Here is a 14,371-nt window from a genome sequence, read left to right on the forward strand (position 1 = left end):
TAGTGGTCATGTCGGCTGAGATGTATGAAGATGATGGTGCGGGCGGCGATCGTCACATGATGGGTCGCCGTCGCCTAAGCGGCAAAAAATTGATGCTGTATATTTTGCTGCCGCTGCTGATCATCGCACTTGCGGTCGGGGGACTGTATTTCTCCGGCATTCTGGGCAAGGTCCTGGGCAGTGTAGGGATTGGCGGTGCACCCGTAGCGTCGGCAGCACCGACGGGGAAAGAAGCGCGTTCCTTGAACGTCGTTTACTACCCGCTGCCCGATCTGCTGGTGAACCTGCGCAGCGATACGCCGCGCCCAGCTTTCCTCAAGCTGAAGATCAGCTTGGAGCTAAGCTCGGAAGACGAGCGTAAGGAAGTGGAAAAGAAGCTTCCGCGGGTTCTGGATACCTTCCAGACGTATCTGCGTGAGCTGCGTCCGGATCAATTGCAAGGTGCGCAAGCCATGTTCCGCCTTCGGGAAGAACTTTTGGCCCGCGTGAATGCGGTGATCCGTCCGGTCCAAGTTAAAGAAGTTTTGTTTACCGAAATCGTGGTACAATAGCGCCCTTCTTAATGAGGGCGCGATCAGGCACGAAAGCTTCGCAAGAGGAGCGGGATGATGGGCGGTCCGTTGGATGATCAGGACGACGATCTGCTAGCTGCTGAATGGGCGGCTTTGGCGGATGGGGACGCAGGCGGCGACGATGATTTTGCATCGGCGGGCGGCGGCGGCGAGACCGGCGGGGCACCCGCGCGGGTTCTGAACCAAGACGAGATCGACAGTCTGCTCGGCTTTGATGACGGGTCGGCGGGCGCTTCGGACGGGTCGGGCATTGCCGCCATCGTCAATTCGGCACTCGTTTCTTATGAACGTTTGCCGATGCTCGAAGTGGTGTTCGACCGTTTGGTTCGCATGATGTCCACATCATTGCGTAACTTTACGTCCGACAATGTCGAAGTCAGCCTCGACAATATCACCTCGATCCGCTTCGGCGACTATCTCAACTCCATTCCGTTACCGGCTATGCTGTCGGTGTTTAAGGCGGAAGAGTGGGATAACTTTGGTCTGCTGACCATCGATAGCGCGCTGATCTATTCGATCGTCGATGTGCTTCTGGGCGGTCGCCGGGGCACAGCGGCGATGCGAATCGAAGGGCGGCCTTACACGACGATTGAACGCACGCTGGTCGAGCGCATGGTTCATGTCGTGCTGGGGGATTTGTCGGCGGCGTTTGATCCGCTGTCGCCGGTGACCTTCCGGTTCGACCGGTTGGAAACCAATCCGCGCTTTGCCGCGATTGCCCGGCCGGCCAATGCGGCGGTTCTCGCTCGCCTGCGTATCGATATGGATGACCGCGGCGGTCGCCTTGAACTGCTGCTGCCCTATGCCACCTTGGAGCCGGTTCGCGAAATTCTCCTCCAAATGTTTATGGGGGAAAAATTTGGACGCGACTCAATCTGGGAAAACCATTTGGCGGGCGAACTGTGGCACACCGATGTCAGCATCGAAGCCGTGCTGGAAGAAACCCCTTCCTATTTGCGCGAAGTCCTTGCATGGGAGCCGGGAACTCAGGTCATCTTCAACTGCACACCGGAAAGCCCGGTTATGTTGCGGTCGGGGGGTGTGGCCATGTTCAAGGGTAAAGTTGGGCAGCGCAACAATCACATCGCGGTGAAGATCGAATCCCGCACTCAAAAGGAGTAGTCCCGCGATGATGACGATTGGATTTTATCTCAATGTAATTGTCGCTCTCTTATTGGTGGCGACGGTTATTTTCTGCTGGGTGCTAAATAAGAAGCTTACGGTGATTCGGAATCACCGGGCTGAATTGGAAGCGCTAATTGCGGCCTTCAACGATAGCTGTGTGCGTGCTGAATCGGGGGTGAAAGCCCTGCGCTCGGCGACCGATGAAGCGACGCGCCTGCAGCAGTACCTGGAGCGCAGCCAAAACCTGCGCGACGATTTGTCCTATCTTGTGGATCGCGGCGGGAGCCTCGCTGATCGTCTCGAAGGCGGGGTTCGCACCGCCCGGACGGAAGTGGGGCGCCCCGGTGCAAAGCCGGAAGCGCGGGATAATGTGAGCCGTTTGCCGGAGCGCGGAGCCGAACGGACGCTCGAACGTCCGACCGAAACCCCGATGGCCCCGGCGATGGGGATGGGTGCCGCTGCCGAACCGCGTGCGGATCGTCGTGCGCCGCGTTCTGCCGCCCCGGAAGCACCAGCTCCTGCTGCTGAAGCCGAACCTATTGCTCCGACGCGCCAGGAGCGGGCTCGCCCAACCCGGGATCGTGCGGCCCTGCGTCAAGCGCTCGGTGGGACCGGCGGTCAAGCCGATAGTGCGGAAACTGACGGCGAAGCGGCACCGCGTTCGCGGGCTGAACGCGAATTGCTTCAGGCGCTACGCGCTCGGCGTTAAGATTAATAATCGGATTGCCTAGTGGTGTTTTAGCATTGCCCGGCTGTCATATCCGAACGGTATAGTCGCTTCAGTGCCTTGATGTAGGAGAGTTTGCCGATGCGCCGGTTCCTTCCACTTCGTCTCTTGCCGGTGACGGTTCTGGCGGTCGTCGGCCTGCTCTTCTTCAAAGTGCAGGAAGCCTATGACGGTTTCCATCAGCTTCAATCGCTGGTGCCGTTCGGCACGTCGGAAGCCAAAGCCCAGGCAGCAGCCCCTAAGGCGGCTGCGGGTAAACCGGGCGCTGACGCTGCCAAGGGAACCGAGATTGCGGCGGCAACCCCGCCTGCGACGGCGGAAATGCCGCGCGATCCCACCCGTTTCACCCAGGGCGAAATCGATTTGCTGCAAAAGCTGTCGGAACGCCGGGAAGCCCTCGACAAGCGCGAGCGCGAGCTGGAACAGCGCGAAGCCATGCTGCGCGCCGCTGAGAAGCGCTTTGACGAGAAAGTTTCTGAACTCGAAGGGCTGAAAACGCAACTGCGCAGCCTGGTCGATCAGCGTAGCAAGGATGAGGAAGAGCGTCTGCGGAGCCTAGTGCGCATCTATGAAACGATGAAGCCTAAGGAAGCCGCCCAGATTCTCGAAAAGCTTGATCTCGACGTTGTTGTCGGCGTGATTGGGCGGATGAAGGAAAACAAGCTTGCGCCGATCCTGGCCAGCATGCTGCCGGAGCGGGCAAAAACCTTGACCTCGCTCCTCGTTGATCGCAGTCGCGACCAGCCGTCGGCCCCGCCGCCTGCCGGTGCTGCGCCGCGGCGACCGTAAGTCAAGACAGTTATTCTAAAGGGTTTCTCACACGCAGGGTTGACGGAAGCACGCCACTCGTAGACCTTGCGCCTGCACAGTCCAGAGACTCAAACAGGGGACTTAGAGCTTCCATGGATAAGAATATGCCGATTCTCATCGTCGATGATTATAAGACGATGCTTCGGATCATCCGTAACCTTCTGAAACAACTCGGTTTCGACAATGTCGATGAAGCCACGGATGGCTCCACCGCTTTGGCCCGGTTACGGGAAAAGAACTATGGTCTCGTGATTTCCGACTGGAACATGGAACCGATGACTGGCCTGCAATTGCTGCGCGAAGTGCGCAACGATGCCAAGCTGAAGCACATCCCTTTCGTGATGGTGACGGCGGAAAGCAAGACGGAAAACGTCATTGCTGCGAAAGAAGCAGGCGTTACGAATTATATCGTGAAGCCGTTCAACGCTGAAACGCTGAAGCAAAAGCTGGTTGCCGTTTTCGGCAATTTCTAAGCTTTCGGGGCTTCGGCTCCGTTTAGCTTAGGGGGGCTTGGCCCCAGCGCTGCATGATATGGGCTGACGAGTGAGGAGGAATGCCGATGAAGGGTCTAACGGCGACGCCGGAGTTGCGTCAGCATTTGGATGCCCTGCGTCAGCAGTCGCACCATCAGCCCATTGCGCCCGACGAGATAACGCGGATCGTCGAACAGGTTTTATCGACGATGGGCGGGGAAATTACCTCGACCGACGTTAAGCTCTATCGGGAATTGGAAGGGCTGGCGCGGTTTATCCAAAACGCTCGGTCCGAAATTGCACAAGTTCGCCCCGATGCGATTAGCTCGCACGATATTCCATCGGCGACCGACGAGCTTGATGCGGTCGTGGGGGCAACCGAAGAGGCAACTGGCGTTATTCTGGATGCCGCCGAACAGCTTGAAAACCTTGCAGGAAGCCTGCCGCCGGAACAGGCGGCGGTTGTTTCTGATGTGGTAACGCGCGTCTATGAAGCGTGTAATTTCCAAGATGTCACGGGTCAGCGCATCACCAAAGTGGTACGCACCTTAAAGCAGATTGAAGAGCGGGTATCGGCAATGCTCGCGGCGTTCGGCGATGAACTCGCTCGGATGCAAACCGATTCTTCTGCGCCTAAGTATAACCCCGCCGCCGGGCCGTCGATTGCCCCCGACCAGGTGGACTTGTTGCATGGTCCCGCCTTGCCCGACGAAGCGAAACGACAGGCTGAGATCGATGCGATTCTGGCGAGCTTCGGATAAGCCCTTGAGCATGCTTTCTCTGCCGACCCGCCACGGCCATCGCGCCCTTCTTCTTTCCTCCGTCGCGGTCGCGGTTCTGCTGCTCGGCCCGATGGTGCCTTCGACCGCGTGGGCGGCCACGGCGCGGTCTGCGCTGCACGACGGCTATTCTCGGCTCGTTTTCGATTTCGGCACCGCTCCAAAATTCACCGCAACGGTGGACGGAAATCGGCTTACGGTACGCTTTGAAGCCCCCTTTGATGGCGCGCTGTCGCCCGCGGTTATGCGCGGCGTCGACGGCTACCTGGGCTCTCCTCAGGTTTCTGCCGATCAGCGCAGTATCAGTTTTACGCTGCTGAAAGCGGTTACGCTTAAAACCTCGACGACCGAGCGCGCGGCGGTCATTGATATGATCGAGCAGAAGGGGCAACCCGCGCCAGCCGCCTCGGCCCCGTCGGCAACTGCGGCTCCCGTGCAGGCGCCGGTCGCGGCGGCACAAGCGCCTGCGCCGACCCAAGCCCCGGTCGCAAGTGCCCCGACCCCGATTGCCCCGACGGCCAGCGTCCCGACCCCGATCACACCCCCCCCGGAAAAGCCGGCGGCTCCCGCTGCACAAGCCCCTACGGCGCTTGTGGCAGCCCCCGCACCCGCGACGGTCGATGCGCCGCGCGTGAAGGTGAATGTGGGGGACAATGGCACGTTTACGCGCTTTGTTTTCGATTGGCCGGCTGGAACCAGCTACCGGGTGAACTCGGCGGATGGGGTTGCTCGCATTACCTTTGATAAGGCCGGGCAGTTCGATCTTGCCGATATTCGCCGTCGCCTGACCAAATCGATCGGCGCGGTCGAAGCGGCAACGAACGGCAGCGCCACCGAATTTGCGTTGGCTTTGCCGCCGAACGCGAAACTTGTCGATCGCAAAATCGGCACGCGCATTCTGCTCGATGTCCAGGCCCCGCCGAATGGTCCGGCGGGTACGGCAAAAGTAGCGGTCTCGCTACCCGCTGCGGCGGCCCCGGTTCAGGTGGCCCAGGCGCAACCCCAGGCCGCGACAGCGCCCGCGCCGGTTGCCCAAGCTGCGCCTGTACCGGCGTCGATTACGGCCCCACCGAAACCGCCGGTCGAACCGCTGATGACGCCCCCGGCGATGACGCCCGTTCAGCCGATTACGCTGACGGCGGTGCAGGCGGTGGATAAATCCATCACCATCCGCATCCCGACGGCAGCCCCGGCGGCAGCCTATCTGCGCGACGATCAGCTTTATCTCGCCTTCTCGGCTCCACTCGCGGCGGATCTTAGCGCCGTCACGCGCCTGCGCACGCGGGTCGAGCCGGAACAGTTGAAGGCTACCCACGGTTCGGTTCTGCGTTTGGCAGTCCCCGCAGGTCTTATTCCGACGCTGAGCCGCGAAGAAGCGGCACTGGTCGTTGTTCTTCGCCCGAAAGCCACCGGGCGGCCCGACTCGGCCTTGCCGGTTACGTCGGATGCCGAAGGCGGGTTCGTGACGATTGCGACCAGCCAAGGTTCGTTCCCAATTTCGCTTGTCGATCCCGATACCGGCGCGCTCTGGCGCTTCATCGCGCTGCCGCAAACGACACGCGGGATTGATGCGCCGCGCGATTTTGCGCAAGTCTCGCTGCCGCGCACGCTGTCGGGCGTTTTGATCGTCCCCAAAGCCGACACGGTGGAGATCCGTGTCACGCCGAGCGCTGTGACCATAGGGGCCTCGCTCAGCCTGTCGCAGATTCCGGGGCGGCCTGGGTCGGTGAAGGCCTATGATTTCGCCAAGTGGAAAATTCCCGACGATGCGTTTCTGGAAACCCGCCAGCGCTTGCTGACGGCGGTGACGGAATCCGATGAGTTACGCCGTCCTTCGGCGCGCTTTGATCTCGCGCAGTTTTTCGTCGCGCAAGGCCAGTATCCCGACGCGCTTGGTGTGTTGGAGTTGATTGGGCGGATGACGCCCGCCCTTGCCAATGATCCGGCGTTGCTCGCTTTACGCGGTGCCGTGCGGGTGATGCGGGAAGAGGGCGCGGCGGCACTGCCCGAGTTGATGGATCGGCGCTTGGATACCGATCCCGAAGCGTTGCTGTGGCGTGCGGCGGCCTCGGCCCAGGTAGACTCGTGGAATTCGGCGGATGATCTGTTTCGGCGCGCGGGCGGCATTCCCGACAGCTACCCGATGCCGATGCGCGCGAAGCTCGTTCTGCTCGCGGCGGAAGCGGCGGAGAAGGTCGGCGATTCACGCCGGGCGCTCGCTTATACCGATCTGCTCGCCCGCCCGGACGCCCCGGCCGATGCGCGCGCCGAAGCGGAGTTTATCCGCGCCAAAGTAATGCTGAAGACGGACCGGCGCACAACGGCGCTGCCGATCTTGGATCGCCTCATTGCCTCCGACGACCGCCGCATCCGCGCCCATGTGGAGCCGGTTTGGGTCGAGGAAGCCCTGAAAGACGGTCGCATCGACCGGCTTGAAGCCATCGACCGGCTTGAAAAAACGCGCTATGCGTGGCCGGGCGGCTCGCTCGAATATGTGCAATTGAAGCGGCTGGCCGAACTCTACATGCAGGGTAATCAAATCGGCGAAGCGTTGCGCACCCTGCGCGAAGCCTCGGTGCATTTCCCGCAGTGGGCCGAAGTCGATAAGTTGAAAGACCGCATGACCGATGCGTTCATTAACCTTTATGACACTAACTCGTCGGGCAAAGTGCCGCCGCTGGCCGCTTTAGCGCTCTACGATGATTACCGCGATCTGACGCCGCAAGGGCCGCGCGGGGATGCGATGATTCAGAGCTTGGCGGATCGTCTGGTGCAGATCGATTTGCTTGACCGGGCGGCGGACCTGCTGACCTATCAGATCGATCAGCGCTTGAGCGGGATTGAAAAGGCGAAGGTCGGTGCGCGGTTGGCCGTGGTGCAACTGCTGGATCGCCGGCCGAACGATGCCGTTATCGCCATTGACCGCAGCGATGTGCCCAACCTTCCGCCCGAGTTGCAGCAGGAACGCCGCCGCCTGAAGGCCCGCGCCTTTATGGAAGCTGGGCAGCCGGATCGGGGCCTGTCGGTGATTGAAGGCGACATTAGCCGCGATGGTGAATTGCTGCGCGCGCAACTGTTCAGCCGCGCGCAAAATTGGGCGGAAGCGGCAGGGGCGCTCACGCGCCTTGCCGGCTCTCCCTCGGATCGCACGATGACGCCGGAGCGGGAGGGGCTGATCATCAACCTCGCCATTGCGACCGCGCTTTCGGGCGAGCCGGGGATGATCTCGCGCTTGCGGGCCGATTTCGAACCGCTGATGCGGACCACCGGCAGCGCGTCGGCCTTCGAACTACTCACCGGCTCCACGCGCCCGGCGGCCTCCATCGATCAAACCGCGCTCGCGCAACGCTTTACTGAGCTCGATATTTTCCAGCGCGCCATGGCTGACTACCGGCAGAAGGTGCAGCAGGGGCAGTTGAGCGCGATTAACTAACGGACCGTACACGCCAAAAAGGCCGGTTCCTGCAAGGGAAACCGGCCTTTTTATTTTTACGATTAGCCGCTTTTGGCGGGCAGAATCGTTTCAATGGCCTTGGTCACGCGGCTCGAAGTCGGCTCGGTGATGGTGGAGAACCAATCAACCAAGGCCCCATCCGGGCCGATTAGATATTTGTGAAAATTCCAACGCGGTTTTGCCACGAGTCCCAGCTTTTCCCCAGCCCATTTGTAAAAAGGATGGGCTTCGGCGCCGACCACATGGGTTTTATCGGTGAGGGGAAAGCTGACGTCGAAGCTGGTTTCGCAGAAATTCTTAATCTCTTCGCTCGATCCGGGTTCCTGCCCGCCGAAATCATTGCTGGGCACGCCGAGCACGATCAGGCCGTTTGGCCCGTAGCGGTCGTAGAGGGCTTCGAGCCCCTTATACTGCGGCGTGAACCCGCATTGGGAGGCGGTATTGACGATCAAGACCGCCTTGCCCTTGAAGGTCGCCAGCGGCAAGGGCTGGCCATCAATAGCTTGGAAGGTGAAATCATAAGCATTTCCCGGCGTTTCCGCGCGCGCGAACCCCAAAAATCCCAGCATGGCGATAGTTCCTACCCAAGGGGCGATAAGCCGACGCATTTTCAAGTCTCCTCAGGATAGATCATTCCCAGGCTTGATACGATCCTGAGGGAGATATGGACGCCGGGCCGGAAAAAACGAGAGGCTTACCCCAGTTTCGCCAAAGCCTGGGCTAGATCGGCGATTATATCGTCCACCGTTTCAAGCCCAACCGACAGGCGCAGCACGTCCGGCCCGGCCCCGGCGGTGACGCGCTGGTCGTCCGAAAGCTGCCGGTGCGTGGTGGAGGCGGGGTGAATGATGAGCGAGCGCACATCGCCGATATTGGCGAGGTGGGAGATAAGCTCCACGCTTTCGACAATCTTAACCCCGGCATCGAAGCCGCCCTTCACCCCGAAGGTGAAGACGGAACCGGCCCCTTTCGGCAGGTAACGCTTGGCGAGGGCGTGATATTTATTCCCCGGCAGCCCGGCGTAATTGACCCAAGCGACGGCGGGATGGGCGGCGAGAAACTCAGCAACCTTCTGAGCATTGGCGCAATGGCGCTCCATGCGTAAGGCGAGGGTTTCGATGCCCGTCATGGTCAGGAAAGCGTTCATCGGGGCCATCGTCGCCCCGAGGTCGCGCAAGGAGATGGCGTGGCCGTAGATCGTGAAGGCTAAATCACCGAAGGTCTCGTGGAAGCGCAACCCGTGATAAGCGGGCTCGGGCTCGGCAAGGCTCGGGAAGCGCCCCGGCGTCGCCGACCAATCGAAACGACCGCTATCGACAATTGCCCCGCCCATCGCGGTGCCGTGACCGGAGAGAAACTTCGTTGTCGAGTGGCACACCAGCGTCGCGCCATAATCGATGGGGCGGCAGAGATAGGGCGTTGCCATCGTATTATCGACGATGAGGGGAACGCCGACGCTCTCGGCGACCCGCGCCACGGCTTCGAGATCGGTGATGACGCCGCCCGGATTGGCGAGGCTTTCGACAAAGAAGGCCTTGGTTTTCTCGGTCGTGGCCGTGCGGAAATTTTCGGGATCGTCCGCATCGACAAAGGTCGCCTGCCAGCCGAATTTTTTAAAGGTGCGCGAGAATTGCGTCACCGAGCCGCCGTAAAGCTTGTTGGAAACAACCACCTCGTCGCCGGGGCTCATCAGCGGGAACAGCGCCATCAGTTGCGCGGCATGGCCGGAGGCGGCCGCCGTTGCGCCGCGTCCGCCTTCGAGGCTGGCGATGCGCTCTTCCAGGGCCGCGACGGTGGGGTTGGTCAGGCGGCTGTAAATATAGCCGTAGGTTTGGAGATTGAAGAGCGACGCGGCGTGGTCGGTGCTATCGAACACATAGGCGGTCGTCTGATAAATCGGCGTTACCCGCGCGCCCGTAGTGGGGTCGGGTGCGCCGCCCGCGTGAATGGCGCGGGTTTCAAAGCCGGGGGTGTGATCGGTCATTTATCTAATCCTATGGTCTTGATTTATTGCGGTTTACGGCGGCTGGAGAGAATGCCGGTATTGATGCCGCCCCAGCCAAGCTCGCCGAACAGGCGGGCATATTCGATTTTTGGGCAGCGGTTCATCACCACCTCAAGCCCGGCGGCCTCGGCGGTCGCGGCGGCTTCGGCGTGCTCGATGCTAAGCTGCATCCATAGCACTTTCGCGCCGATGGCAATGGCCTCGGCGGCCACTTCCGGCGCGGCCTCGGGTTTGCGGAACATATCGACCATATCGATGGGCACGGGAATGTCGGCGAGGGTCCCGTAGATCGTCTCGCCCAGCACCTCTTGTCCCGCCGCACCCGGATTAACCGGGATGACGCGGAACCCTTTGCTTTGAAGATATTTCATGACGAAATAGCTCGGGCGGTTCCAGTTGGTCGATGCGCCGACCATCGCAATGGTTTTGACGCTGGTGAGGATCGCCCGCAGGCCTGCTTCGCTGGTGACGGGCATTCCTTAGTCTCCGCACCAAATGGGGGCGCGCTTGGCGAGAAATGCGTCGATCCCTTCGGCGGCGTCGTGGGTGGCGAGGTTGCGCGCCATGACGGCGGCGGTATAGGCGTAGGCGTCGGCCGTCGTCATTTCATCCTGCCGGTAGAAAGCCTCCTTGCCGATGCGCAAAGTAAGGGGCGATTTGGCGGTGAGGCGCGCGGTAAACCCCGCGACGGCGGCATCGAGATCATCTGGCTCAACCACGGCATTGACGAGCCCATAGGCGGCGGCGGTTGCGGCGTCGATCGTCTCGCCCAGCATTAGCATTTCCAGGGCGCGCTTGCGCGGGACGGTGCGGGAGAGGGCGACCATGGGTGTCGAGCAGAACAGGCCGATGTGAACGCCCGGCGTGGCGAATGTCGCCCTGGTCGAAGCAATCGCCAAATCGCAGGTGGCGACTAATTGGCAGCCCGCCGCCGTGGCGATGCCGTGAACGCGGGCGATGACGGGCTGGGGCAGGGCTTGCAACGCCAGCATCAGCGCGGCGCACTCTTCAAACAGTGCGGCATAGAAGGCGGGATCGGGGTTGGCCTGGATTTCTTTCAGATCATGGCCGGAGCAGAACCCCGGCCCCGCGCCCGTGAGCACGAGTGCCTTAACGCTGGCGTCGCTCGCCAAACGGGCAAGCTCGGCCCGGAGCGCGGCGATCATAGCGCGGGAGAGGGCGTTACGCTGTTGCGGGCGGTTCAGCGTGAGGGTTGCAACCCCTGCGGAATCCTGGCGCAGCACCAGATCGTCGGTCATCCGTCGTTTCCTTCCCATTTAGCGTTAGGCCGCAGTGTAAGGCTGGCAGCGGCTTTCAGGAGCGGTATAATAATACCCCATGGATGAAGATTCTTTCAAACCCGCAGAAACGCACGCATTTCGGGGCTTGACGTGGGGGGCGGCTTGTCGTACTTCACCGCCTCACCTTAACCGGGGTGCCCGCTTTGGGCATTTCGTCGCCGTAGCTGTCAGGATCGTCTATGAAGACCTATTCCGCGAAGCCGAGCGAGATCGAGAAGAAATGGTTTGTCATCGATGCCGATGGCGTCGTTCTCGGTCGACTCGCAACCATTATCGCTAACCGCCTGCGCGGGAAGCATAAGACCATTTTCACCCCGCACATGGATTGCGGTGATCATATCATCGTCATCAACGCCGAAAAGGTGCAGGTGACGGGCCGCAAGCGCGAGCAGAACAAGTTCTACTGGCACACCGGCCATCCGGGCGGGATCAAGGAACGCGGTTGGGGTCAAATCCTCGACGGTCGTTTCCCGGAACGCCTGATCGAAAAAGCCGTGGAACGCATGGTTCCCCGGGGTCCGCTGGGCCGTCAGCAGATGGGCAATCTGCGGGTCTATAAGGGGCCGAGCCATCCGCATGAGGCCCAAGGGCCGGCCGTGCTGGATGTCGCTGGCCTCAATGCGAAGAACAAGCGGAGCGCATAAGGATGTCCCAGGGTTTTGAAGTTCTTCAGAAGGTTGCCGGTCAGGCACCTGCTGGCGTTTCGGGCGAAGCTGCTGCTCCCGCCGAACCGAAGATCGACGCACAGGGTCGCTCCTATGCCACGGGCAAGCGTAAGAACGCCGTCGCGCGCGTGTGGGTGAAGCCGGGTACCGGCAAGCTGACCGTGAACGGCCGTGAAGGCGCGGTGTATTTCGCTCGCCCCGTGCTGCGCATGCTCATCAACCAGCCTTTCCAAGTCGCTGACCGTACCGGCCAGTTCGACATTTGGTGCACGGTTCGTGGTGGCGGTCTTTCGGGTCAAGCCGGTGCGGTGCGTCATGGCATCAGCCGCGCGCTGACCTATTTCGAGCCGGGCCTGCGCGGCGTGCTGAAAGCCGGTGGGTTCCTCACCCGCGATAGCCGCGTCGTTGAGCGTAAGAAGTACGGTAAGGCCAAGGCCCGCCGCAGCTTCCAGTTCTCGAAGCGCTAAGCCTTCTTCGAAGGTTTGTGCTAGAAATCAGGGGGCATCCGGCAGCGGGTGCCTCCTTTTTCTTTGGGTGTACCGGTGTTTAGGGCTTGGGAGTTTGAAGGATGTCGGAAATTCGGATCGCCATTCTCGGGGCGAGCGGTTACACCGGGGCGGAGCTTATCCGTCTGCTGCGCAATCATCCCCAGGCGCGCATCGTCGCGCTGACGGCGGACCGCAGCGCGGGCAAACCTATCGGAAGCGTCTTCCCGCAGCTTGCGCCCTTCGGCCTGCCTGACTTGGTGGCGATTGCCGACGTGGATTGGTCTAGCGTCGATTTCGTTTTCTGCGCCCTGCCGCACGGAACCACGCAGGCGGTGATTGCCGGACTGCCGTCGCACCTGAAGATCGTCGATCTCTCAGCCGATTTCCGCCTGGATAATCTCGATACCTACGCCGAATGGTATGGCCACGCGCACCAAGCGCCCGATCTTCAGACCGAGGCCGTCTACGGCCTAACCGAAATCCATCGGGAGGCGGTGCAGAAAGCCCGGCTGGTGGCAAACCCCGGCTGCTTCCCAACCTCGGCCCTGCTGCCGCTGGTGCCGCTGATCGATGCGGCGCAGATTGAGGCGGACGATATCATTATCGACGCCAAAACCGGCACCTCCGGGGCGGGGCGGTCGCTGAAGGAAGGCTCGCTTTACTGCGAAGTGACGGAAGGTGTTCACGCTTATGGCGTCGCCTCGCACCGGCACGCGCCGGAAATTGAGCAGGATCTATCGCGGTCGGCGGGGCGCTCGGTGCTGGTGAACTTTACGCCGCACCTGATGCCAATGAGCCGGGGTATGGCGTCGAGCATCTACGTCAAACTGCGCCCCGGCGTCAGTGCCGAGGATTTGAAAGCAACCTTGATCGGGCGCTACCGCGACGAGCCGTTTATCTCGATCCTGCCGGGTAAGGACGTGCCGCAAACCCGCCACGTGCGCGGCACCAACCGCTGCCACATCAATGTGATCGCCGACCGGCTGCCGGGCCGGGCGATTATTCTGTCGGTCATCGACAATCTGGTGAAGGGCGCGTCGGGCCAGGCGATTCAGAATATGAATGCCATGTATGGCCTTCCGGAAACCACGGGGCTGGACCTCGTGGCAATCTTCCCATGACGCGCGCGCTCACCGTTCCAGGGCCAATTCTGATGCCCTGGAACGGCGTATGGCCGACGATTCACGAAACCGCCTTCATTGCGCCCGGCGCGGTGATTATCGGCGACGTGGTGATCGGGCCGGACTCCAATATCTGGTTTGGGGTGGTCATTCGCGGTGATGTGCATGAAATCCGCATTGGCGCGCGCACGAATATCCAGGATGGCACAATCGTTCACGCCACCCAGTTCAAGGCAGGCACCTATATCGGCGACGAAGTCACCATCGGCCACGGCGCGGTTCTGCACGCCTGCACCTTGAAAGACCGGTGTTTTATCGGCATGGGCGCGGTGGTACTGGACCAAGCCACCGTCGAAACCGAGGCGATGGTCGCCGCCGGGGCCTTGATCGCGCCCAATAAAACCGTGCCGACCGGCGAGCTTTGGGCGGGCAATCCCGCTCGCCTGCTGCGCCCGCTCAAACCCGCAGAAATAGAGAATATTGCGGGCTCTGCCGACCGTTACGTGGGGTTCGGCACCACCTATCGCGCTCAATTGAGCGCGGCTCAATCCTAGGCGTTTGGCCGGGAAGACTTATCCCGGCCCGCCTTCTTCAGAAAAACAGTAATTTGAAGGTTAACGTGCCCAGAGATCGGGGCGCGATTGACTTTGTATTTACTTATTCTTGGCTAAAAGAATAAGTAAAACAAGTATTTGCATGATTTTTCTTGCGTTTGTGCGCTGCGATAGATAAACTATCGCAGTCCTTTAACAAAACTTTGTGCACGAGGTAAGAATGGTAACACGGGTCCCGTTTGGCGGCCGGATCGTCATGTTAGGATATGGTAGTGTTGGTCAATCGGTTGTGCCGGT

General features: G+C 60.9%; 15 protein-coding genes. 11 read left to right on the forward strand and 4 right to left on the reverse strand.

Annotated features, from left to right (window positions below; translation table 11 throughout):
* The 7 genes from ACIQ36_RS11875 to ACIQ36_RS11905 all read left to right on the forward strand — a co-directional run.
* The coding region (locus ACIQ36_RS11875) for a flagellar basal body-associated FliL family protein (RefSeq protein WP_395829465.1) at positions 1-551 on the forward strand (551 nt) is incomplete at its 5' end.
* 57 nt (positions 552-608) lie between these two features.
* Entirely contained in the window at positions 609-1,694 is a 1,086-nt protein-coding gene (fliM, locus tag ACIQ36_RS11880) for a flagellar motor switch protein FliM (RefSeq protein ID WP_395829492.1), read from the forward strand.
* A gap of 7 nt (positions 1,695-1,701) precedes the next feature.
* Positions 1,702-2,406, forward strand: coding sequence for a DUF6468 domain-containing protein (locus tag ACIQ36_RS11885; protein ID WP_395829466.1), 705 nt, complete (start codon positions 1,702-1,704; stop codon positions 2,404-2,406).
* 99 nt (positions 2,407-2,505) lie between these two features.
* On the forward strand, positions 2,506-3,213 hold the full coding sequence (locus tag ACIQ36_RS11890) for a MotE family protein (protein ID WP_395829468.1): 708 nt from the start codon (positions 2,506-2,508) through the stop codon (positions 3,211-3,213).
* 125 nt (positions 3,214-3,338) lie between these two features.
* Complete coding sequence (locus tag ACIQ36_RS11895; RefSeq protein WP_395829470.1) at positions 3,339-3,707, forward strand: response regulator; 369 nt, start codon at positions 3,339-3,341, stop codon at positions 3,705-3,707.
* An 86-nt stretch (positions 3,708-3,793) separates the two neighbouring features.
* Positions 3,794-4,468, forward strand: a complete 675-nt coding sequence (locus ACIQ36_RS11900; RefSeq protein WP_395829472.1) for a protein phosphatase CheZ — start codon at positions 3,794-3,796, stop codon at positions 4,466-4,468.
* A 4-nt stretch (positions 4,469-4,472) separates the two neighbouring features.
* Positions 4,473-7,919 carry a tetratricopeptide repeat protein gene (locus ACIQ36_RS11905; protein WP_395829473.1) on the forward strand — a complete coding sequence of 1,149 codons (3,447 nt, stop codon included), beginning with the start codon at positions 4,473-4,475 and terminating at the stop codon, positions 7,917-7,919.
* Between the two features lie 62 nt (positions 7,920-7,981).
* Here the strand turns inward: ACIQ36_RS11905 and ACIQ36_RS11910 are convergent, their stop codons facing one another.
* From ACIQ36_RS11910 to ACIQ36_RS11925, 4 genes are all read right to left on the reverse strand, one after another.
* Positions 7,982-8,548, reverse strand: a complete 567-nt coding sequence (locus tag ACIQ36_RS11910) for a glutathione peroxidase (RefSeq protein ID WP_395829476.1) — start codon at positions 8,546-8,548, stop codon at positions 7,982-7,984.
* A gap of 86 nt (positions 8,549-8,634) precedes the next feature.
* Entirely contained in the window at positions 8,635-9,924 is a 1,290-nt protein-coding gene (locus ACIQ36_RS11915) for an O-acetylhomoserine aminocarboxypropyltransferase (RefSeq protein WP_395829478.1), read from the reverse strand.
* Positions 9,925-9,947: 23 nt separating this feature from the next.
* Complete coding sequence (locus tag ACIQ36_RS11920) at positions 9,948-10,421, reverse strand: CoA-binding protein (protein ID WP_395829480.1); 474 nt, start codon at positions 10,419-10,421, stop codon at positions 9,948-9,950.
* Positions 10,422-10,424: 3 nt separating this feature from the next.
* The gene (locus ACIQ36_RS11925) at positions 10,425-11,204 is read right to left on the reverse strand and encodes an enoyl-CoA hydratase (RefSeq protein WP_395829482.1); all 780 of its coding nucleotides are present in this window, start codon (positions 11,202-11,204) and stop codon (positions 10,425-10,427) included.
* Between the two features lie 221 nt (positions 11,205-11,425).
* Here ACIQ36_RS11925 and rplM point away from each other — a divergent pair, with 221 nt between their 5' ends.
* The 4 genes from rplM (at position 11,426) to ACIQ36_RS11945 (ending at position 14,074) form a co-directional block, all read left to right on the forward strand.
* Positions 11,426-11,890 (forward strand): 50S ribosomal protein L13, encoded by a 465-nt coding sequence (gene rplM, locus ACIQ36_RS11930; RefSeq protein ID WP_395829484.1) that lies wholly within the window; start codon positions 11,426-11,428, stop codon positions 11,888-11,890.
* A 2-nt stretch (positions 11,891-11,892) separates the two neighbouring features.
* Entirely contained in the window at positions 11,893-12,378 is a 486-nt protein-coding gene (gene rpsI, locus ACIQ36_RS11935; protein ID WP_395829486.1) for a 30S ribosomal protein S9, read from the forward strand.
* A 101-nt stretch (positions 12,379-12,479) separates the two neighbouring features.
* Positions 12,480-13,520, forward strand: coding sequence for an N-acetyl-gamma-glutamyl-phosphate reductase (argC, locus tag ACIQ36_RS11940; RefSeq protein ID WP_395829488.1), 1,041 nt, complete (start codon positions 12,480-12,482; stop codon positions 13,518-13,520).
* Positions 13,517-14,074, forward strand: coding sequence for a gamma carbonic anhydrase family protein (locus ACIQ36_RS11945; protein ID WP_395829490.1), 558 nt, complete (start codon positions 13,517-13,519; stop codon positions 14,072-14,074). The genes argC and ACIQ36_RS11945 overlap by 4 nt, the downstream gene beginning before the upstream one ends.
* Positions 14,075-14,371: the final 297 nt, after the last annotated feature.

Origin of the sequence: Elstera sp., assembly GCF_044372965.1 — a bacterium.
Lineage (GTDB): Bacteria > Pseudomonadota > Alphaproteobacteria > Elsterales > Elsteraceae > Elstera.